General features: G+C 45.8%; 23 protein-coding genes. 16 read left to right on the forward strand and 7 right to left on the reverse strand.

Translation table 11 applies throughout. The features are described from left to right. Window positions 1–91: 91 nt before the first annotated feature. From ACJA3J_RS09135 to ACJA3J_RS09155, 5 genes are all read left to right on the forward strand, one after another. Window positions 92–949 carry a patatin family protein gene (locus ACJA3J_RS09135; protein WP_406946108.1) on the forward strand — a complete coding sequence of 286 codons (858 nt, stop codon included), beginning with the start codon at window positions 92–94 and terminating at the stop codon, window positions 947–949. 322 nt (window positions 950–1,271) lie between these two features. Next, entirely contained in the window at window positions 1,272–1,976 is a 705-nt protein-coding gene (locus ACJA3J_RS09140; protein WP_406946109.1) for a DNA alkylation repair protein, read from the forward strand. 59 nt (window positions 1,977–2,035) lie between these two features. Further along, window positions 2,036–2,443 carry a hypothetical protein gene (locus ACJA3J_RS09145; protein ID WP_115822208.1) on the forward strand — a complete coding sequence of 136 codons (408 nt, stop codon included), beginning with the start codon at window positions 2,036–2,038 and terminating at the stop codon, window positions 2,441–2,443. A 64-nt stretch (window positions 2,444–2,507) separates the two neighbouring features. Then, window positions 2,508–2,708, forward strand: a complete 201-nt coding sequence (locus ACJA3J_RS09150; protein ID WP_089654751.1) for a PLDc N-terminal domain-containing protein — start codon at window positions 2,508–2,510, stop codon at window positions 2,706–2,708. Between the two features lie 637 nt (window positions 2,709–3,345). Beyond that, window positions 3,346–4,251 (forward strand): chemotaxis protein, encoded by a 906-nt coding sequence (locus ACJA3J_RS09155; protein ID WP_406946110.1) that lies wholly within the window; start codon window positions 3,346–3,348, stop codon window positions 4,249–4,251. Between the two features lie 630 nt (window positions 4,252–4,881). Here ACJA3J_RS09155 and ACJA3J_RS09160 read toward each other — a convergent pair. The 4 genes from ACJA3J_RS09160 to ACJA3J_RS09175 all read right to left on the reverse strand — a co-directional run bounded on the left by ACJA3J_RS09160 (window position 4,882) and on the right by ACJA3J_RS09175 (window position 7,207). Beyond that, window positions 4,882–5,091 carry a hypothetical protein gene (locus ACJA3J_RS09160; protein ID WP_089652725.1) on the reverse strand — a complete coding sequence of 70 codons (210 nt, stop codon included), beginning with the start codon at window positions 5,089–5,091 and terminating at the stop codon, window positions 4,882–4,884. Window positions 5,092–5,153: 62 nt separating this feature from the next. Then, complete coding sequence (locus ACJA3J_RS09165) at window positions 5,154–5,624, reverse strand: YkyB family protein (RefSeq protein ID WP_089652726.1); 471 nt, start codon at window positions 5,622–5,624, stop codon at window positions 5,154–5,156. A gap of 62 nt (window positions 5,625–5,686) precedes the next feature. Further along, complete coding sequence (locus ACJA3J_RS09170) at window positions 5,687–6,247, reverse strand: SCO family protein (RefSeq protein ID WP_406946111.1); 561 nt, start codon at window positions 6,245–6,247, stop codon at window positions 5,687–5,689. A 102-nt stretch (window positions 6,248–6,349) separates the two neighbouring features. Then, on the reverse strand, window positions 6,350–7,207 hold the full coding sequence (locus ACJA3J_RS09175) for a metallophosphoesterase (protein WP_406946112.1): 858 nt from the start codon (window positions 7,205–7,207) through the stop codon (window positions 6,350–6,352). Window positions 7,208–7,354: 147 nt separating this feature from the next. Between ACJA3J_RS09175 and fadH the strand changes: the two genes are divergently transcribed. Further along, the gene (gene fadH / locus ACJA3J_RS09180; protein WP_089652729.1) at window positions 7,355–8,122 is read left to right on the forward strand and encodes a 2,4-dienoyl-CoA reductase; all 768 of its coding nucleotides are present in this window, start codon (window positions 7,355–7,357) and stop codon (window positions 8,120–8,122) included. Between the two features lie 15 nt (window positions 8,123–8,137). After that, window positions 8,138–8,332 (forward strand): DUF2197 domain-containing protein, encoded by a 195-nt coding sequence (locus ACJA3J_RS09185; RefSeq protein ID WP_115822217.1) that lies wholly within the window; start codon window positions 8,138–8,140, stop codon window positions 8,330–8,332. 85 nt (window positions 8,333–8,417) lie between these two features. Here the strand turns inward: ACJA3J_RS09185 and ACJA3J_RS09190 are convergent, their stop codons facing one another. After that, window positions 8,418–9,071: a DUF4396 domain-containing protein gene (locus tag ACJA3J_RS09190; RefSeq protein WP_406946113.1), complete on the reverse strand. Its 654-nt coding sequence runs from the start codon at window positions 9,069–9,071 to the stop codon at window positions 8,418–8,420. A gap of 154 nt (window positions 9,072–9,225) precedes the next feature. On the opposite strand from ACJA3J_RS09190, the gene ACJA3J_RS09195 reads away from it, so the two are divergent. From ACJA3J_RS09195 to ACJA3J_RS09210, 4 genes are all read left to right on the forward strand, one after another. Continuing rightward, window positions 9,226–9,543, forward strand: coding sequence for a metal-sensing transcriptional repressor (locus ACJA3J_RS09195; RefSeq protein WP_089652732.1), 318 nt, complete (start codon window positions 9,226–9,228; stop codon window positions 9,541–9,543). A 13-nt stretch (window positions 9,544–9,556) separates the two neighbouring features. Next, window positions 9,557–11,959: a heavy metal translocating P-type ATPase gene (locus tag ACJA3J_RS09200; RefSeq protein WP_406946114.1), complete on the forward strand. Its 2,403-nt coding sequence runs from the start codon at window positions 9,557–9,559 to the stop codon at window positions 11,957–11,959. A gap of 118 nt (window positions 11,960–12,077) precedes the next feature. After that, entirely contained in the window at window positions 12,078–12,278 is a 201-nt protein-coding gene (gene copZ / locus ACJA3J_RS09205; RefSeq protein ID WP_406946115.1) for a copper chaperone CopZ, read from the forward strand. Window positions 12,279–12,338: 60 nt separating this feature from the next. After that, complete coding sequence (locus ACJA3J_RS09210; protein WP_406946116.1) at window positions 12,339–13,283, forward strand: F510_1955 family glycosylhydrolase; 945 nt, start codon at window positions 12,339–12,341, stop codon at window positions 13,281–13,283. A 122-nt stretch (window positions 13,284–13,405) separates the two neighbouring features. On the opposite strand, the gene ACJA3J_RS09215 is transcribed toward ACJA3J_RS09210, so the two are convergent. Beyond that, on the reverse strand, window positions 13,406–14,044 hold the full coding sequence (locus ACJA3J_RS09215; protein ID WP_089652736.1) for a hemolysin III family protein: 639 nt from the start codon (window positions 14,042–14,044) through the stop codon (window positions 13,406–13,408). 250 nt (window positions 14,045–14,294) lie between these two features. On the opposite strand from ACJA3J_RS09215, the gene cbpB reads away from it, so the two are divergent. The 5 genes from cbpB to ACJA3J_RS09240 all read left to right on the forward strand — a co-directional run bounded on the left by cbpB (window position 14,295) and on the right by ACJA3J_RS09240 (window position 19,658). After that, window positions 14,295–14,762 carry a cyclic-di-AMP-binding protein CbpB gene (gene cbpB, locus ACJA3J_RS09220; RefSeq protein ID WP_089652737.1) on the forward strand — a complete coding sequence of 156 codons (468 nt, stop codon included), beginning with the start codon at window positions 14,295–14,297 and terminating at the stop codon, window positions 14,760–14,762. 67 nt (window positions 14,763–14,829) lie between these two features. Then, entirely contained in the window at window positions 14,830–16,302 is a 1,473-nt protein-coding gene (locus ACJA3J_RS09225) for an MDR family MFS transporter (protein WP_406946117.1), read from the forward strand. 60 nt (window positions 16,303–16,362) lie between these two features. Then, a complete protein-coding gene (gene dapD, locus ACJA3J_RS09230) occupies window positions 16,363–17,082 on the forward strand; it encodes a 2,3,4,5-tetrahydropyridine-2,6-dicarboxylate N-acetyltransferase (protein WP_089652739.1) in 720 nt (239 codons plus the stop codon). A gap of 75 nt (window positions 17,083–17,157) precedes the next feature. Beyond that, window positions 17,158–18,273 (forward strand): N-acetyldiaminopimelate deacetylase, encoded by a 1,116-nt coding sequence (locus tag ACJA3J_RS09235; RefSeq protein ID WP_406946118.1) that lies wholly within the window; start codon window positions 17,158–17,160, stop codon window positions 18,271–18,273. Window positions 18,274–18,365: 92 nt separating this feature from the next. Continuing rightward, window positions 18,366–19,658 carry a hemolysin family protein gene (locus tag ACJA3J_RS09240; protein WP_406946119.1) on the forward strand — a complete coding sequence of 431 codons (1,293 nt, stop codon included), beginning with the start codon at window positions 18,366–18,368 and terminating at the stop codon, window positions 19,656–19,658. A gap of 32 nt (window positions 19,659–19,690) precedes the next feature. Here ACJA3J_RS09240 and ACJA3J_RS09245 read toward each other — a convergent pair whose 3' ends face one another. After that, entirely contained in the window at window positions 19,691–20,548 is an 858-nt protein-coding gene (locus ACJA3J_RS09245) for a mechanosensitive ion channel family protein (RefSeq protein ID WP_406946120.1), read from the reverse strand. Between the last annotated feature and the right edge of the window lie 24 nt (window positions 20,549–20,572).

Consider the following 20,572-nt stretch of genomic DNA (forward strand, 5'->3'; position numbering starts at 1 on the left):
CGCATAGATTGGGTTGCTTTTTTACTTTTCCGATGGGACATGGCAAAATATAGATATAGGTACCAAATGTGAAAAGGAAGGGGTTTGATCTATGGATGATGTCGGTTTAGTTCTTGAAGGCGGAGGGATGCGAGGCGCATACACAGCAGGCGTGCTTGATTTTTTCCTTGATGAAGAGATTCACATCCCTTATGTTGTCGGTGCATCTGCAGGGGCATGTAATGGCAGCTCTTATGTTGCGAGACAGCGGGGGAGAAACTATGAGGTGATTGTCGAGTACGGGGCGCATCCCGAATACATATCGTACAAACGGATGATTACGAAACGGCAGTTGTTTGGAATGGATTTCATATTTGATAAGCTTCCTAACAAGCTTGTTCCATTCGATTATGATACGTTTCTTCAACAAAAAACACGTTTTGTCGTGGGAACCACTGATATGAAAACAGGAGAACCTGTCTTTTATGACCGTTTCCCTGACAGGGAGAGTCTGTTGAAAGTCATACGCGCCTCGAGTTCGTTGCCGATGGTCGCCCCAAGTATTCAGTATGATGGACGTGAATTGATGGATGGCGGCATTGCCGACCCCATACCGATGCAGGCTTCGAAAAGGGATGGAAACAAAAAACATATTGTCGTGCTTACACGAAACGATGGATACATCAAAGGCAGAATGAAGGGCGGCTGGTACTTCAACCGAAAGTACAGGCAGTTCCCGCTCTTTGCAAAAGCTTTACTTGAAAGGCACGTTCGTTATAATCAGCAGCTGCAAAAAGTGAGGGAAGCGGAACAAAACGGAGAGGCGTTCGTCATCCGTCCATTAAAACCTTTGAAAGTAAGCCGGATCGAACGGAACCGTGACCGTCTGCACGACTTGTATGCTCAAGGATATGAAGAAGCTGAGTCTCATGCCTCTAGACTGGAAAAGTTTTTGCAAGTGAGTGGATGATCTGTGGTTTGAACGGGAAGCGGGGGAGATGCTGATCCGCCTTTCAGTGGTTACACTGCTCCCCACTATTACCATCCTTCTCAGATGAAGGGAAGGAAAGACAAGCGCCCTTTTGGCTGGGTGCTTGCCCTTGTTATCTTTTCTGCGCTATCCGTTGGCTGGACACTTCAATCCCTGAAATCACGCTCCACTGAAGATGAACCACAGTCCATGGCTTTAGCTGCGGTGTCGCTTCAATTAGGGAGCGCTGCATTTATTTGGCACGCATCCATCCATTGCTCAATCATAGGGATGGGCTTTTTAAAGAAACGGAGGAGAGATGATGAACCAGGCTGCTGAATTTTGTGAAGCCGTAACTACAGTGTTTGAAGAACATAGAAATGAAGAAAATCGAATTCCAATGGAGAACTATATGAAGAACCACTATCCATTTTTCGGAATTAAAGCCCCTGAGCGGAAACAAATCCTCGCACCATTGCTGAAAAAATACAAAGAAATCACGGAACAGGAGCGTTTGGAGGCAGCGGTTCTGCTTTTTGAAAAGCCGGAAAGGGAATGTCACTATGCCGCTCTCGCTTTTCTTGAAAAGGGGATTAAGAAAGCTCCAGAACACAGTATTGATACATACAAACAATTGCTTATGACGAAACCGTGGTGGGACACGGTCGACATGATTGCATCCACTTTGTGCGGCGGATATTTCTTCCGATACGAAGACAAGCTCCGCCCTTTTACAGAGGAGTGGAGAGAGTCGGATCACCTATGGGTACGTCGCTCGAGCGTCCTCCATCAGTTGAAATATAAAGAAAAGACAGATGGACTCCTTCTTTTCGAAACGATTGATAGCCTCAAGCACGAAAAAGAATTTTTTATTGAAAAAGCGATCGGCTGGGCGCTCCGCGAATACAGCAAAACCGATGCACGCGCTGTTATAGATTACCTCAAGCGGGAAGAGGTTCGTCCTTTGAGCCGCCGGGAAGGATTGAAGTGGTTGAAAAGCAAACATCCAGAGCTTTTAGAGGGGTGAAGTTTATTCCTTTCTATCCTTGTTCATAATGGTAAAAAAAGAACAAGGAGCGGTAGAAGATGAATATTATGGATTGGTTCGATCCATCGTTTTTAGAAGAGACCATTAGCTGGCTTGATCACGATCTATTGGATGTTTTCGGTCTGGAGCCGGAGTATGTTCAATTCTCACTCGTCTTTCTGTTCATGCTGTCCCTCATGTGGGTCGTCAAACCGGTCATCGAATGGATGATGCTGAATCATTGGAAGACCCTGTCAAGCTACGTGACAAGCACTCTTCTAGCCCTCGTATTCCTTCAGCTTGTCGATCGTTACGCCATGTCCGATACGACCTCAACCCTGCCCGCTTCTTATTGGTCGGTCTGCCTGCTCGCGATCAGCAGCTTCGGGTTAGTGTATGTAACCGTAACATGGATGCGTAAACTTTATGCGCGCTTATCGAAACGAAGCAAAAGAAAAGCAGCCTGATTTTGAAACCTTCTCTTTTCTTGATCGTAGAATAAGTTAGAAACGGGAGTAGAGGAGGAACATCATGGAAATCGGCATCTTTTTTCTCACTTTCCTGATCTTCGGGGTCGGGTTGTTAGTATTAAATATTATTACGAGTGTATGGGCGTATCGCGATTCTGTCCGCAAAGGCAGAAGTTCCGCCTACAGCCTCGTCGTCCTTATCGCAACATTATTCTTCCCCTTAGTCGGGTTAATTGTTTATCTCATTATACGAAATGACTAAAAAAAGAGCGGGCCCCCGCTCTTTTTTTGTGCTCTTCGTTATTAAAGTATATGGCAGTATTGTTGAAGACTTGATTTCGAGACGTTTGTGGGAGTTTAGGGCTCCGGGAAAAGGTTCGCTTTCCGTGGGCGAGTGATGAGCCTCCTCGAGCTAACGCTCTGCGGGGTCTCATCTACCACGCACTTCCCACAGGAGTCTCACCGTTTCCCTCCGCCCCTTTACCATATGAGGTTCTCGAAATCGCTCTTAAAGCACCCTGCCTAGTTCTGTGTAAAACCCTCCTTAACCCGCGCCGATATAGGATTCTTAACCATAAAAGCTTCTATTACTGGGAGGTAGTTTCGAGAATCTCTTCCGGCAAGTGGGCGGAGGGGAATGGCGAGACTCCTGCGGGAAAAAAGTGCTTGGTGAGACCCCACAGGACGCAGTCCGAGGAGGCTCACCGCGCTCCCGCGGAAAGCGAGTCATTCCCCGCAGCCCCCATCCACTCAACAAAAGTCTCGAAACTGAGTCTTCCAGAAAAGGGAGCTTTTATGGAACAAATGAGAGGTTTTAGTAATCGAGGACAACTGCTTTATATTTAACCTTTGATAGACGATATAAAGAGTGGATTCTATCAAAGGAAGGACGATGCTTCATGAAGCAGGATCAAGGCATATTACTCGAAAGTGGAACGAACGAATTGGAAATCGTCGAATTCGGAATCGGCAACAACCGTTTTGGCATAAACGTCATAAAAGTAAAAGAAATCCTGAACCCTCACCCCGTCACAAAAATCCCTCATTCACATAAATCGGTGGAAGGGATTATCGAAATTCGTGGGGAAGTGGTCCCTGTTGTAGATGTAGCCCATGCCCTCGGGTTTTCACCATCCGAAAATCCGAAGCAGGATAAATTTATTCTGGCGGAATTCAATAAAACAAAAATCGTTTTCCATGTGCATACCGTTACACAGATTCACCGTATCTCGTGGGAACAGATAGAAAAACCGAATAAGATGTATCAGGGGCTGGAAACGCAAATTACCGGTGTAATCAAAATGGATGAAGACATGCTTTTGCTGCTTGATTTTGAAAAGGTAGTCGCTGATATCAATCCTGAATCCAGTATTAACGCGGAGCAGCTGCGCGAACTAGGCCAAAGGGAACGTTCACAAAAGAAAATAATGATCGCTGAAGATTCCGGCATGCTTCGTGCCATGCTACAGGAAACGTTAAGTGAAGCTGGATATGAAAATACGATCTCTTTTGAGGATGGAAAAGAAGCCTACGAACATCTGGAAGATTTATTGGATGAAGGGAAAACGATCGAAGAGGAATATCAGCTGATCATCACTGATATCGAAATGCCGCGTATGGACGGCCACCACTTTACTCGTTTGTTGAAGGGGCATAGTGACTTAAGCAAACTCCCAGTCGTCATTTTCTCCTCACTGATTACGGATGACCTTCGTCACAAAGGGGAAATCGTAGGAGCCGATGCCCAAGTTTCCAAACCGGAAATCGTAGAACTCGTAAAAATCATCGATCATCACATCCTCTAAAAAAAGCAGGCTCCATTAATGAACGTCTGTCTTTGTTATTAAAGTAAATGGCAGGATTGTGGAAGACTCAGTTTCGACATGTTCTCGGGGTTCGTTGCCATGTTGAGCGTCAGGGGTGGCTGGGAAGCTACTCGCTTTCCTGTGGGGGAGTGGCAAGCTTCCTCGGACTACGTCCTGCGGGATCTCGCCTATCTCCTTCTCCCACGGGAGTCTCGCAGCTTCCCAACCACCCCATTCCATGAAGATGAGAAACGAACCCCTTTACTATGGGAAGGTGCCGTCCATTATTCTGGTGTTATAAGCATAAAGCGCACTATGTCAAGCTTTTCGCATGTAATTACCATATGCATAAAAGCAGCTTATTCCGGATATGGTTTCGAGACACTTATATGGCAACGGGGCGGAGGGGAACGGCGAGACTCCTGCGGGAAAAAAGTGTTTGGTGAGACCCCGCAGGACGCAGTCCGAGGAGGCTCACCGCGCTCCCGCGGAAAGCGAGTCATTCCCCGCAGCCCCCATCCACTCAACAAAAGTCTCGAAACTGAGTCTTCAAGAATAGGGAGCTTTAGTGGAATAGTCATGATGGATAAAAAAGAAGGAATAAAAAAATCCGCTCCTTGGCGGATTTTTTTATTCCTTCTTTAATCGCTCGAACAACTCATCATGCCAGTCATAAGCATGCTTGGACAACGTTTCCGGCCCAGCTTTTGTTGGTGATGAATCTACGACGATATTCTTGTGATGCTCTGAAAGATGCTCATAAGAAGCACGCATTTCCGTTGTGTATTCCATATACTTTTTCAAATGATATAAAAAATCTTCGACTTCACTTACAGCCATCCTATCATCCTCCTCTATTTGTCCATTCCTTATTTAGTAAGAAATGAAACCTCGAAAAGGGTTTACGGGCGTCTTCTTCTGCGCTGGTTCCATGGGCTGCCTGTCGGCTGGCCGAGCATACTTGGTTGTGAAGTGCCTTGGAATGAATAGGCCGGCTTTTTCGGTTGTTTCCAATTCAAATAATGGTAAAGCGTACGTTTGGCTCTCGACAATGATAATTTGGGTTTTGGGTTCCGGTAAGACTGGTCGACTTTTCCTAAATGCTCCAAATCTTGAAAGTCTTTCTTTGTTGCAGGAACATGGAAATAGTAACCACCAATTTCAATGAGGAGGGTCGAGTGCTGCTGGCTGAATTTCGGATGGTCGGAAAAATGGAGTCCGACCTTTTTGGCGCGGTTTTCATTTAGGAGTTTGTCAATCGTATGCTTTTTAATGTCATAGAGATGCCTCGGTTCTGGGGCTGTTTTGGCATGTCGATTGACGATAAATAGGGATTCGGCTAATTCGCGGTTGGATATTTGATTGTCTTTCATCTATGATCTCCTTTCCATCCAAGTATAGCTCTCTTTTTATCATTTTACAACATTTTACAATATCAAGATTCATTTTTATACTTTTTCAGATCTTCGACGATTTTTTCGACAGATTCAGCTTTTGTTCCGCTGTAAGTTTCTGCAATGTTTCCATCAGGGTCAACGAGGAAAAAGCTCGTTCCATGAGCGACCTGATCCGAATCTTCCATTTTCTTGACGGGGGACTGGAATGATTTAATGGACCATTCTTTCACTTCCTGAAAAGAATAACCTGTCAGAAAGTCCCACTGCTCATAATTCGGCTGATAGTTCTCAGCAAAAGATAGCAGTTTTTCTTGTGTATCATTTGCTGGATCTACACTAACAGAAACGAGCTGTACGTCTAAATTTTCCTGCTCTAATTGTGCTTGCAGCCTGGACATATTCCCTGTCATCGGAGGACAGACGGTTTCACAGTTGGTGAAGATGAAGTCCGCAACCCAGTAACCTCCAGCATACGCTTCGGGGACGGATACCTCTTTTCCGTGTTGATTCACGGCTGATAATTCACCGACATCCTTCGACCCACAGGCCGCCGTGATGGTTATGAGAAAAATGATGCTGATCCAAAATCTTAATTTCATGGGATCCTCCAACTTTCTAAATTGTCTTCAGTGTACCACTCCAAAGGAAAAAGGACAGACTTGTTTTCTATCTGTCACAAAAATGTAAGAGTTCGATTTGGTTCATTGTGTGGATTTCAATCGGAACACGGAAAATTCCGGGCGGCACATAAACCGGTAAGGAAGTCTTGTTGTACCGATCCCACGGCTTACATAAAGGTTGAACCCGTTCACTAATGGGTAGTGCCCTTCGACGAAATGCTCAGCGAACGGCGGAGTGACAAGGTAGCCGAAAAAAGGCACCTGCACTTGTCCGCCATGGCTGTGCCCGGACAGTTGGACATCCACGGGGTAGTGCTGATACTCAAGCGCAACATCCGGCTCATGAACCATCAATAAGGTGAACGAATCTGTGGGAACATTCTCGAGTGTCTGTTCTAAATCAGGTTGGCCGAGCATGATGTCATCGACACCGGCAAGCGTGAAGGACGCAGATCCATTTTCAATGAGGGTATGTTCATTTTGTAAAAGTTGAAAGCCGCTCTGCTCCATGACATCACGAATTTTTTCCGTTCCATAGCCGCCGTGGTCATGGTTTCCATAGATCCAATACTTGCCTTGATTCGCTTCCAAACGCTTTAATATTTGGATGAGGCGGGGAGGAAACGAGTAGGTGTGCGGTTCGTCTACGAGATCCCCTGTAAACAAAATGAGGTCTGCTTTTTCTGCATTGATTTTTTCAACGAGACGCTCCAAATCATCCAATTCATAATGAAAGCCGACGTGCGTGTCTGAAAACTGGAGGACTTTGAAATTATGAAAATGCCGTGGGATCTTCCCGTGTTCGATCTCATGGCGGCGGATGGCGAGCATATTCGGTTCCATGTAACGTGCATACGAATAACCGAACGCATTGAGTCCGATAAAGGCTGCAGCGCTTGCTAATGTACGTTTGATGAAGGTTCTTCTCGTAATTTTCATGACGTCTCTCCTCTGAATTCTTCCGCCATTATAACATGGCTGAAGGAAAGATAACGTCGAATTTTTATACTTTATTTTAAAAATGAACAGGTATTCAGTTTGTTCTTGTTGAATTACATAAGTAGTCAAGAAGAGGAGGTTTTACATATGGAAAATCAAGTCGTCATCGTTACAGGTGGTTCCAGTGGGATGGGGCTGCATATGGCTGAAAGGTTTGTACAAGAAGGAGCGAAGGTCGCGATTACCGGCCGGAATGTAGAACGGCTGGAAGAAGCGAAGAAACAGATCGCAGCCGGAAAAGAAGATCATGTCCTAACGGTTCAAATGGATGTCCGTGAAGTAGAAGATACCGAACGGATGGTCAAAGAAACAGTGGAGGCCTTCGGGAGAGTCGATCATCTCGTTAATAATGCAGCAGGTAATTTCATTGCACCTGCGGAAGACCTGTCTCCGAACGGTTGGAATTCTGTCATCAACATCGTTTTAAATGGAACTTTTTATTGCAGCCAGGCGGTCGGAAAGTATTGGATTGAAAATGAAATCAAAGGGTCGATTTTAAACATCGTCGCCACCTACGCTTGGAATGCGGGTGCTGGTGTGATTCATTCCGCTTCTGCGAAGTCAGGGGTGCTTACGATGACCCGTACGCTCGCTGTGGAATGGGGAACGAAATACGGCATTCGTGCCAATGCCATCGCACCTGGGCCAATCGAACGGACGGGTGGAGCTGAGAAACTGTTTCAATCGGAAAAAGCAGCCCAGCGTACCCTTGCTTCCGTACCTCTTGGCCGCTTAGGGAAGCCAGAGGAAATCGCAGGCCTTGCGAAGTTCATTCTATCTGAAGAAGGGGCTTATATGAATGGAGAGGTCGTTACCCTTGATGGAGGCCAGTGGCTGAACAAATTTCCTTTTTAAAAAGGGGAGAGTGGCATGGAAAAGAAGTGTTTCTTTTGCAAAAAGACGTATAAATTAGACCGTTCAGACCCGCAGTATATGAAGATAAGTAAAAATCCTAAGGCGTCCTATGTGTGTAAATCTTGTAATCAATCGATGCAGAAAGATGCGCAAACGTCTACAGGGCTTAACCCTGATATGATTGATTCTCACGATAAATATTTGAGGTAATAAGAAATAAACGTCCAGGGTATCCCTCCTGGACGTTTATTTTTGTTAACAATTTTTTTTGCGATTCCATTCATCGATCCATTTTTCACATTTCTTCCTTAATCCCTTTTCTCACCAATACCCAGTTAGCCGGATAACTTGTCAAGAACCCTAAAATCATCGCAATCTGCATCATGAACCAGTAAGAAGCCTCGTTCGGCTTCGGTGGCTCCTGAAACAGGACGAAGTGGACGATGGCCATCCAACCGAACATTCCCACCTCAAAAGCGATCAACGATAGGGAGTCAGCTTTAATAGCAGCCCAAACGGCTCCTTTTTTTCCGAGATCTTCATTCATCGGATAGATCGCATAATACTGAAAAAGGATGCCGAATAAGTAAGCCAGCACGAATTCAACGATGTAGTGGGCGAACAAGGTGGAGCCTGCAATCATCATGCCCGTCAAGGCAACAATCGGTACACCTACAGCATCGCCAAGGGTACAGCCTGCTGAACAGTGGCTCGTGGAAACAAACACTTTCGCAGGTCTGCCTCGATGATCCTCTTTATCATTATCCTTACTTTTCAGACGTCCCCATTTAAAATAAGTCCACAGGGCGACAGGGCCCATAAACCATCCATTGATCGGCCAGACGATATTCATAATCTTCATCATTTGTGGGTGCCTCATGATATCCACGGTAATAATAAGAGAACATAAAAGACCAATCGCAAGAGCGATTACAGAAATGGTAGACAACAAAACAATCACCTCTATATTTTCGGAGTTTAAATATCTATACCCTAAGGTAGTAAATAAATAAACTAGTAAAAATTATAAGGATCACCAAGGTGAAACAATTGACTATAATACCTATACCGGGTATATAATAGTAAGCGAAGGAGGCGGTGTTATGACAGAGAATCATCTTCCGGAAGATAGTGGGAAACAACCGGTCAAACCGAGGACACAAGATGAAAAGATGGCGGTATTGAACCGCTTGAAACGTATCGAAGGTCAAGTTCGCGGCATTCAGAAAATGGTGGAAGACGATCGTTACTGTGTGGATATACTCGTGCAGATATCAGCGATCAATAACGCTTTGAATAAAGTCGGATACAACTTGTTGGAGCGTCACACGCATCATTGCGTCAAAGATGCCATTCAAAAAGGCAATGGCGACGAAGCAATTGATGAATTGATGAAAGTTGTCCGACAGTTCTCGAAGTAAAGGGGGCAAAAGTATGGCAGATAAGAAGCAGATGAATGTAGGGGTCACTGGGATGACATGCTCCGCCTGCTCCACAAGAATTGAAAAAGTGCTCAACAAAATGGATGGCGTTGAGGCGAACGTCAACCTCGCGATGGAAAAGGCGAATGTCCACTATGATGAGTCAAAGGTCCAGCCGGAAGACATTCAGGCGAGAATCGAAAAGCTTGGCTATGGTGTGCGAAAAGAGCGTGTAGAGCTGGATATTCAAGGCATGACCTGTTCTGCCTGTTCATCAAGAATACAAAAGGTATTGTCTAAAACAAGTGGTGTGAGTGAGGCGAACATTAACTTAGCGACAGAAGCGGGTGTCATCGAATACGACCCAAACACACTGACCGTCGATGACATCATTGGGAAAGTCGAGAAACTAGGTTATCATGCGGTTACGAAGCAGAACCGGGAGGAACAAAAAGAGCAGAAGGAAGAAGAAATCAAAGAGAAAAAGCGGAAACTCTGGATTTCAGCCCTGTTATCTTTTCCGCTTCTGTACGCGATGGTCGGTCACTTACCTTGGGATATCGGTCTTCCGGTGCCCATGTGGCTGATGAATCCATGGTTTCAATTCTTGCTCGCAACTCCTGTCCAATTCTATATCGGAGCCCAGTTTTATAAAGGAGCCTACCGGGCGCTGTCTAATAAAAGTGCCAATATGGATGTCCTTGTAGCACTTGGAACTTCGGCCGCATACTTTTACAGTTTGGTCGAAGCCATCCGCTGGCAGTTGAATCCTGGGGTCACGCCTGAGTTATATTTTGAAACGAGTGCCGTACTGATCACCCTCATCCTTGTAGGGAAACTTATTGAAGCACTTGCCAAAGGCCGCACGACAGCTGCATTGACGAAACTGTTGAACCTTCAGGCGAAAGAAGCGACCGTCATCCGTGATGGAAAAGAAGAAAAAGTTCCTGTCGATGATGTTCAGGTCGGCGATGAAATCCTCGTTAAACCAGGAGAAAAAATCCCTGTGGACGGGGCGGTAATCAACGGCATCACTTCTGTCGATGAATCGATGATCACAGGAGAATCGATCCCTGTCGATAAGCAAGCAGGAGAACCAGTCATCGGCTCAACGATCAACAAAAACGGAACGATTACAATGAAAGCAGAAAAGGTAGGAAAAGATACGGCTTTATCCGGTATCGTCAAAATCGTGGAAGAAGCGCAAGGATCGAAAGCACCGATCCAAAGAACGGCGGATCAGATTTCTGGAATTTTCGTTCCGATTGTTGTAGGTATTGCCATTTTGACTTTCCTTGTGTGGTTTCTCATCGTCTCTCCGGGAGAATGGCCGCCTGCCTTGGAAGCTGCCATTGCTGTTCTCGTCATCGCTTGTCCATGTGCCCTTGGCCTGGCTACCCCGACTTCAATCATGGTCGGTACAGGAAAAGGCGCTGAGCAGGGGATTTTGTTCAAGGGCGGTGAATATTTGGAAGGCACCCACCGACTGACGACGATTCTATTAGATAAAACAGGCACCGTCACAAAAGGAAAACCGGAAGTAACTGATTTTGTAGCTTTTGATGATGAGAAAGCTTTATTACCTCTCGTCGTTTCTGCAGAAAAATCATCCGAACATCCGTTGGCAGAAGCGATTGTCCAATACGGAGAGGAAAAGGGTGTCACGAAAACAGCTGCTGCAGAGTTCGAAGCGATTCCTGGACATGGGATTAAAGCCGTGGTGGACGACGAACATGTTTATATTGGAACAAGAAAATTGATGCAGCGCGAAAACATCGATTATGGTTTGTATGAAGAATCCTTGGTTACACTGGAACAACAAGGGAAAACAGCAATGTTCATCGCCGTCGGAGGGGAATTGAGAGGCTATATCGCCGTAGCAGATACAGTTAAAGAAACATCCAAACAAGCGATTGCAAATTTAAAAGCAATGAACCTCAACGTTTATATGGTCACAGGTGATAACCAACGTACTGCTGATGCGATTGCCAAGCAAGTCGGAATCGATGGAGTCTTTGCTGAGGTCCTTCCCGAACAGAAAGCTGAAAAAGTGAAAGAACTGCAAAAACGTGGAGAAAAAGTCGCCATGGTGGGAGATGGTATCAATGATGCCCCTTCTCTTGCGACCGCTGATATCGGAATCGCCATCGGGACCGGATCAGATGTTGCCATTGAAACGGCAGACATTACACTTGTAGGTGGAGACCTTGCTCACTTGAGCCAGGCCATCCGCTTGAGCAGAAAAACGATGAGCAACATTCGACAGAACCTCTTCTGGGCGCTTGCTTATAACTCTGCAGGCATCCCGGTCGCTGCTCTCGGGCTTCTCGCGCCATGGGTAGCCGGCGCCGCCATGGCCTTCAGCTCAGTAAGTGTTGTCACAAACTCACTTAGACTGAAGCGGGCAAAAATATAAAATGAAAACTTGGAATCTGATACGATTATTAGTTCATAGGGGAGAGGGGGAATTTTCCTCCATAATCCCCGTCGGTTGTTGATGAAGCAAACAAGTGAAAGATGAAAGGATGTTGAAAATGGAAACAACATTGAAAGTAGAAGGAATGACATGCGGACATTGTAAGAGTGCTGTTGAAGGAGCACTGAAAGAAATCGATGGCGTCAACGATGTGAACGTGGACCTGGATACAGGTAACGTAAAAGTTTCCCACGCAGAAAGCGCCAATAAAGTAGAAATGAGAGAAGCTGTCGAAGAACAAGGCTATGACGTCGTATAGCAAATACAACCCCCCGGTGTAAAACTGCCCGGGGGTATTTTTAAAAAGAGGTGGGGAAACATGGGAAACGTTAAAAAAGCAGCACTGAGTCTTCTTTTAGTTTTCGTTTTTCTTGGTGCTTGCAGCGAGGAAGTCGAAGAAGAGGCAAGAGAAGCTAAGGACAGCACAGAAGATAAGGCGGAGAATCAGGAATACTTACAATCATTTGAAGGAAATCTCGGACATGTCCACGGTCTTGGCCATATGGAAGAGGGGTTCGCTTTTGCCGCCCACACAGGAATCAAAATTTTTCAGGAGGGGCAATGGAAAGAAGCGGTGTATCACCCTCATGATTACATGGGATTCCAGGTGAGGGAGGACGGATTTCTGTCTTCAGGGCACCCGATTCCTTCCAGTGATCTTCAAAATCCGCTGGGTCTGCAAAGAGGAAAAGTTTCTGAAGAGAGTTTAGAGGCTCTTGCTTTTGATGGGGAAAGTGATTTTCACGTCATGGGAGCAGGGTTTGCCAATGAATCTGTTTACGTGTTCAATGAGCAGCCTAATTCCCAATTAGATCAAGGATTTTATAGGAGTACAGATCTTGGCGCGACATGGGAGTCTATCCATGCGGAAGGAATCGAAGGCGGTGTATTCCAAATGGCTGTCCATCCTACAGATGGAGAAACGGTAGCCGTAGCTACAGACTCAGGGGTTTTCTTAAGCGAAAATGGTGGTCAGAGCTTTGAGAGGATTTCTGAGTCTGGACAAGCTGGAGGACTATATTTTAACGAAGATGAATTGTTTTATGGCTTATACACTGGGGAAGCGACCATGACATCCTATTTAATTGGTGAATCCGGCACATCGGATGTTCCACTTCCCGACCTGAAAGAAGACGCTGTCATGTATTTTGCAGAAGAAGACAATCGAATGGCGATTTACACCTTTAATGGTGCAGCGTATGTCTCTGAAGACGGAGGAGAGAATTGGGAGAAGATTGTAGAAAAAGGGGAAACCGTTTCTTAATGAAGGAACTCCAATGGAAAATCATTGGAGTTCTTTTTTATTCTTGCAGGGGGACCCGTTGAGGCGTAGAAAGGGAATTCTCCATAAAAAAAGACTCGCAGGTGCACCCTGCGAGTCTTCCATCAACCGATGATATAGAAAAAAATCGAGAAGAAATGGAGGATCGAACCGCCGAGAACGAACAAATGCCAGACCATGTGGTGGTATTTGAAGCTCCGCCAGACGTAAAAAATCGATCCGATCGAATACATGACGCCTCCTACAACGAGATAGGTGATGCCTGCTGCAGGTACTTCCGCTGTCAATGGACCCCAGGCGAGAACGATCAACCAGCCCATCAGTACATAGAAAACCGTAGACATCACAACAAATCGTTTGACGAAAAACACTTTGAAAACAATTCCGAGAATGGCCATGCCCCAGACGATGCCGAACAACGTCCACCCGAGTGTACTCCGTAACGGAACGAGCATGATTGGTGTGTACGTTCCGGCAATGAATAGATAGATGGCGGAATGGTCGAAGATCTCAAACAGATCCTTGGCCCGGCCTGGTGGAAAACTGTGGACGAGCGTCGAGGATACATACAGGATGAGCATAGTGGCCCCGTAGATCGTCACACTCGTAATATGCCAGGCATTGCCGCCGATACTTGCGAACACAATGAGCAGGACGAGCATCGCGATGCTTAAAATGGCACCGATTCCATGGGTGATGGCATTGGCGATTTCTTCACGCTTTGTAAAGGTGTGTGTGAGCAAATTTTTCAACTCCAATGTAATGAACTGTCTTCATTATACGCCGGATTCTTGTTTTTATAAAGACTGGATACTTAAATAGGTTTAACGAGAACAGTGATTGGGGTAAAAGGAAGTCGGAAGTAAGCGAGAGAGAGAAATGTCGGAAATTGCGTTCGTGCTTAGGGAGAAATTGTGTTAGAATATGTAATGGTCTTAAGAGCGTCTCTTTCTGCTCCTTCAATGTTCAAGAAAAAGAGGAGTGAATAAGAACATGGTTAGTTTAGAAAAAGAAGCATTGAGGATCCCGCTCGTTTCAGAACTTATGATTCCATCAGAGAAAGTAGCCCACGTGCAAATTGGTAACCCGCTCGAGCATGCGCTTTTGGTTTTAGTGAAGTCTGGTTATTCTGCGGTACCTGTACTGGATCCTACGTTTAAATTTCAGGGAGTCATCAGCAAAACGAAAATTTTGGAAGAAACGTTGGGAATTGAACAATTTGAATTAAATCGACTGTCTGAAATGACGGTTAGTGAAGTGATGGATGATGAAGTGCCTTGTCTACAGCTCCATGACAATATGATTGATGCGATGCACAAGCTTATTGATTATCCTTTTGTCTGCGTGACGAATCCACAAGGAGAATTCGACGGGATTGTAACACGTCGGACAATCCTCAAACAATTCAGCAAGCATTATCATGAAACTTTCAAACATACAATGGTAGAAGCAAGTGAATAAACCGATTATGATAGAATAGATGGCATCTAAGATGTCATCTATTTTTGTATTGAAGGTGAACCTACATATGAAGAAAGATAAACAAAAACGGGGGCTTGTGCTTGCATCGATTATGCTCGCCATGTTCCTCGCAGCGATTGAAGCGACGATCGTTTCCACGGCGATGCCGAGTATCGTAGCGGATCTGGGAGGGTTCAGCTTATACAGCTGGGTATTTTCTGCGTATCTCCTGACGAATGCAGCGACCGTCCTGCTTTTTGGCCGATTAGCGGATGTTTTCGGTCGGAAACCGATCTTCATGCTCGGAATCAGCCTTTTTCTATTAGGGGCTGTTCTTTGTGCTCTTGCTCCGTCGATGAATGTTCTGATCGGGGCAAGGCTCGTCCAGGGACTGGGAGCTGGAGCCTTGATGCCGATTGCGACAACGATTGTTGGTGATATTTATACAAAAGAAGAGCGCGCGAAAATCCAAGGGTATTTATCGAGCGTCTGGGGCATCTCAGCTGTGACGGGTCCTGCGCTTGGGGGCTTCTTCGTCGACCTCCTCTCATGGCCGTATGTATTCTGGATGAATATCCCTCTCGGCCTGCTTGCTCTTTTCGGCATTCTCTTTTTCTTTAAAGAAGAGGTTTCCAAAGAAAAAAGGAGTGTGGATGTTGCCGGTTCTATGTGGGTCGTTATCACAGTCAGCACGTTGATGATTATCCTTGTAGAAGGCGGGGTAGGGATCGATTGGATGTCATGGACGATGCTTTCCATGGTTGTCGTATCTCTCATTGGTGCCCTGGCCTTTTTCTTTCACGAGAGAAAAACGGATGATCCGATGATGCCGATGGATTTATGGCACATCCGTTCCATCCGCTTTGCCAACCTCACATCGCTTACGACCGGGATGATCCTTATCGGCGTGAGCAGCTATTTACCGGCCTTCGTCCAGGGGGTGATGGAGCAATCAGCGACCGTTGCCGGCTTCACTTTGACGACGATGTCGATCGGCTGGCCGATCGCAGCTACTGTCGCTGGACGCCTGATTTTGAAAATCGGTTTTCGTCCGACCGCCATCCTTGGCGGGGTCTCGCTCATCATAGGAGGAATCATCTTTTCCATGCTCAGTCCGGAAAAAGGCCCCTTGTTTGCTGCGATGGGCTCGTTATTCATAGGAATCGGCATGGGGTTATCGTCGACCTCATTTATCGTCTCGATTCAAAACAGTGTCGATTGGAAAAAAAGAGGCATTGCGACCGCGACCAATATGTTCATGCGGACGATTGGGAGTGCTGTTGGAGCCGCCTTGCTTGGAGGGATCTTGAACAGCCAGGTGGCAAATGCTATTGAGAGTTCGAGTCTTCCAGCGTCTTTCAGTGTCGATTCTGCCAATTCCCTGCTTAGAAAGGAAACGAGAGAGCTGTTAAGTCAGGAAGCTCTCCTTGTTTTACAGGATGGATTGACATCAGGTCTGCATCTTGTGTACATGGGATTACTCGTACTTGCTGTCTTAAGTTTTCTACTAATTCTCAGAATTCCAAAAAAAGAAGATTGAAAAAGTCAGCCCTCCTTTGATAAAGTAAAGGATGAAAGATACATAAAGGAGGAACTACTCATGAAACAAATGGACGCAAATGAAATCATTTCATTCATATCAAATAGTGAAAAATCAACACCGGTCAAAGTTTATTTGAAAGGTGAAAATTTGGAAAACATCGAATTTGGTGAACAGGTGCAGGATTTCATCACAGGCAACTCCGGGGTTATTTTCGGAGAATGGAAAGTCATCCAGCCAATTCTCGAAAAATATGAAAACGAAATCGAGGACTATGTGCTTGAGAACGACCGCCGTAATTCAGCGATTCCTTTGCTTGACTTGAAAAAAGTTAACGCACGCATCGAGCCGGGCGCTGTTATCCGTGACCAAGTTGAAATTGGAGACGGAGCGGTCATCATGCTTGGAGCGATGATCAACATCGGTTCTGTCGTCGGTGAAGGGACGATGATCGATATGAACGTCGTGCTTGGAGGACGTGCCACGGTCGGGAAGAACTGCCACATCGGTGCCGGTGCTGTCCTTGCAGGGGTCATCGAACCACCTTCTGCTAAACCGGTCGTCATTGAAGATGGTGTCGTCATCGGTGCGAACGCGGTTGTCCTAGAAGGCGTAACGGTCGGTGAAGGTGCGGTCGTTGCTGCTGGAGCGATTGTGACAGAAGATGTACCAGCAAACACACTTGTCGCCGGCACACCTGCCAAAGTGATCAAAGAAATCGACGATCAGACGAAGTCCAAGACTGAAATCATGCAGGCACTTCGTAAACTGGATAACTAATTTTCTCAATCCGATTAAACAGATGGAAGGGCCTTGCTCCTGGAGCAGGGCCCTTCGTATAGGGAGGGATTCTTTTTGAAACAAGAAATGTTGACTAGAATCAGAAGAGAGCTGCATCAGATTCCTGAACTTGGCTTCAAAGAGTACAAAACACAGCAGTATTTATTGGATTATATAAACCAACTGCCTCAAGAAGCTTTGACGGTAGAAATGTGGCGTACAGGAATTTTTGTACGAGTCCAAGGGAACGTCGGTCAAAAAACGATCGGCTACCGTGCCGACATCGATGGACTTCCTTTGACGGAAGAGACAGGGTATGACTTCCAGTCGACGCACGATGGACGTATGCACGCCTGTGGCCATGACTTTCATATGACCATCGCGCTTGGAGCTTTGACACGCCTCGCTCAGAAACCGGCCGATGATGATGTCGTTTTCCTATTTCAACCTGCCGAGGAAGGTCCAGGCGGAGCAGAACCGATGCTTCAATCGGAAGCGATGGACAGGCACCGCCCGGATGTGATTTTCGGGTTGCACGTGGCACCAGAACTACCGGTCGGTTCCGTTTCTTCAAAACCTGGGTTACTGTTTGCTAATACGAGCGAACTTTTCATCGACTTCAAAGGCGTCGGGGGACACGCGGCCTTTCCTCATTTGACTCATGATATGGTCGTCACAGCAAGTGCATTCGTTTCCCATTTGCAGCAAATCGTCGCCCGCAGAGTCGATCCATTGGACAGTGCGGTCATTACCATCGGAAAAATCGAAGCAGGAACGGTGCAGAATATTATCGCTCAGGCAGCCCGGCTGGAAGGTACGATCCGCACTTTATCTCCAGAAGCGATGGAAAAGGTGAAAGGGGAGATCGAAAAGGTGGCGCGCGGCTATGAAATCGCGAATGACTGTGATATTCACATCGATTACGGAGCCAATTATCATCAGGTGTTCAACGATGCAGAACAAGTGCAGCGCTTTGAGGAAATCGTAAAAGAGACAGATTATCGTTTTCAGGAAGCGAGCATGGCGATGACGGGCGAAGACTTCGGATATATGCTCAAAGAAATTCCAGGATTCATGTTCTGGCTTGGTGTTGATTCTGAAGCAGGTCTTCACCAATCGACGTTGAAACCGAAGGAAGAAGCACTCACTGTAGGCGTCAATATCGTTGAAAAAACACTTCGAAACCTTTAATGTGCGCATAGGTTGGCCATTCCAGTTAACAATAGAGGATAGATGAGAGAAGGAGGAGGTTTCCTCCTTCTTTTTTATAAGGAGTGGCCCTGATGGAAATAACGATTAAATTGACAGCAGTAGCAATTTTGATCCTGCTCACTGCTTTTTTTGTAGCCAGTGAATTTGCCATCGTAAAGGTTAGAAAAACAAGACTGGAAGCAAAGGTAGCGGAAGGGCATAAAAAAGCGGAGAATGCCATTCGTGTCGTCAGTGATCTTGACTATTATCTAAGTGCATGCCAATTAGGCATCACGATTACTGCCCTCGGGCTTGGCTGGTTAGGGGAACCCACACTTGAAGTTTTGTTGAGACCTTTGTTCGATCAAATTGCTTTACCAGAAGGACTCACCCACACCCTTTCATTTGTCATCGCCTTTTTTGTCATCACCTTTTTACACGTCGTTCTCGGAGAGCTCGCTCCTAAAACAATGGCGATCCAGAAGGCAGAAAGCATTACTTTGCTTTTAGCGAGACCTCTCATGTTGTACAGCAAATTGATGTATCCACTCATTTGGCTGTTGAACGGATCCGCCAATATTTTCGTGCGTATGCTCGGTTTTCAGACAGCTCGTGAATCGGATGAAGTCCACTCGGAAGAAGAGCTGAGACACATCCTTACGAAAAGCTATCAGAAAGGTGAGATCAACCGGTCCGAGTATACGTATGTCGATCGTATCTTTGAATTTGATAATCGTACGGCAAAAGAGATTATGATTCCTCGCACAGAAATGGCCGTTCTCGATGTAAGGCAGTCGGTGTCGAATGCGGTAAGGGAAGTGAAGCATAACCGCTATACACGCTATCCGGTAATTGAGAGCGACAAAGATCAAATAATCGGCATCATTCATATGAAGGAACTGCTCTATGATGATGCGGAAAATCAGAGTACGCTCCGTCCGTTTTTGCGACCGGTCATGAAAGTATTTGAGAATATCCCAATTCACGACCTGCTTGTCAAAATGCAGAAAGATCACACGCATATGGCTGTCCTTATTGATGAATACGGGGGAACGTCAGGCATTGTGACCGTGGAAGATATTCTTGAGGAAATCGTCGGAGAAATCCGGGATGAATTTGATGCAGAAGAAGAAAGAGATATTAAACGGCTGAAAAACGGTCACTTTTTGATCGAAGGCAAGACCGCTATCCAGGACATCAATGATTTCTTTGATATCCAATTGGATCATATCGATATTGATACGATCTCAGGATGGATGTATACGAAAGATTTTGAAGCGAAAGAAGGCACCGTTGTCGAAGGGGAAGGGTATCATTTTAAAATCGTTGATTTAGTCAAAGGACAAATCAAAAAAGTGGAAATGTGGAAAGAAGAATCAAAATAACCCGACCTCTCGAGGTCGGGTTATTTCTTTTATTAGGATTCTTTTTGAATATACACTTGATGTGGGAATGGAATTTCAATATCCGCAGCATCCAAGGCTTCTTTCATCGCTTTTCTCATATCACGTTCAACCGCCCATTGTTCCATGTTTTCGGTTTTACCGAGGATACGGATGACAACGTCAGAAGAACCGAGGCTCTGGACACCCAGCACGTTCGGCCCTTCGACAAAACGCTCGTCCTCTGCGAATTGGTCCGCGACTTTTTGCAGAACGGCCAATGCCTCATCGATGTTTTCATCATAACCGATGCCGATGTCCACCAGCGCGCGCATGTTGCCGCGGGAGTGGTTGGCGACACCGACGATGTTACGGTTCGGTACAAAGTTCAATGTCCCATCAAAACTGCGTATTTTCGTCGTACGGATACCGACTTCTTCAACGACCCCGTCATAACCGCCGGCTGTGACGTAGTCCTCCACCTCAATCTGGCGCTCGATCAGTAAGAAAAATCCGGTAACGATATCAGAAACCAGACCCTGGGCACCGAATCCGATCGCTAAACCGAGAATTCCGGCACCAGCAAGCAATGGTCCGATTTCGATGTTCACCGCACTTAACAACATCATAATCAGAATAAATAGTAATACATAAGAAAACAGGTTTACAGCAACTTTTTGTAATGTTTTATTTCTTCCGTCTGTAATATTGCGCTGCTGACTCATACGATTAATCGCTGCTTCTATCGCTTTTGTACCTAGAGGTTTGATGATCGCAAAGGCGATGAGGATGACAATGATTTTCAGTCCTCCCGTGATCAGCCACTCAACGAGGACATCAAAATTAAAATTTAATCCTTCTTCAAATAAGTTCATCAATAAACTCCTTTCCATCTTCCGGTCTCCTCTATTAGAATA

This window comes from Halobacillus sp. SY10, assembly GCF_045401165.1.
Lineage (GTDB): Bacteria > Bacillota > Bacilli > Bacillales > Halobacillaceae > Halobacillus > Halobacillus aidingensis.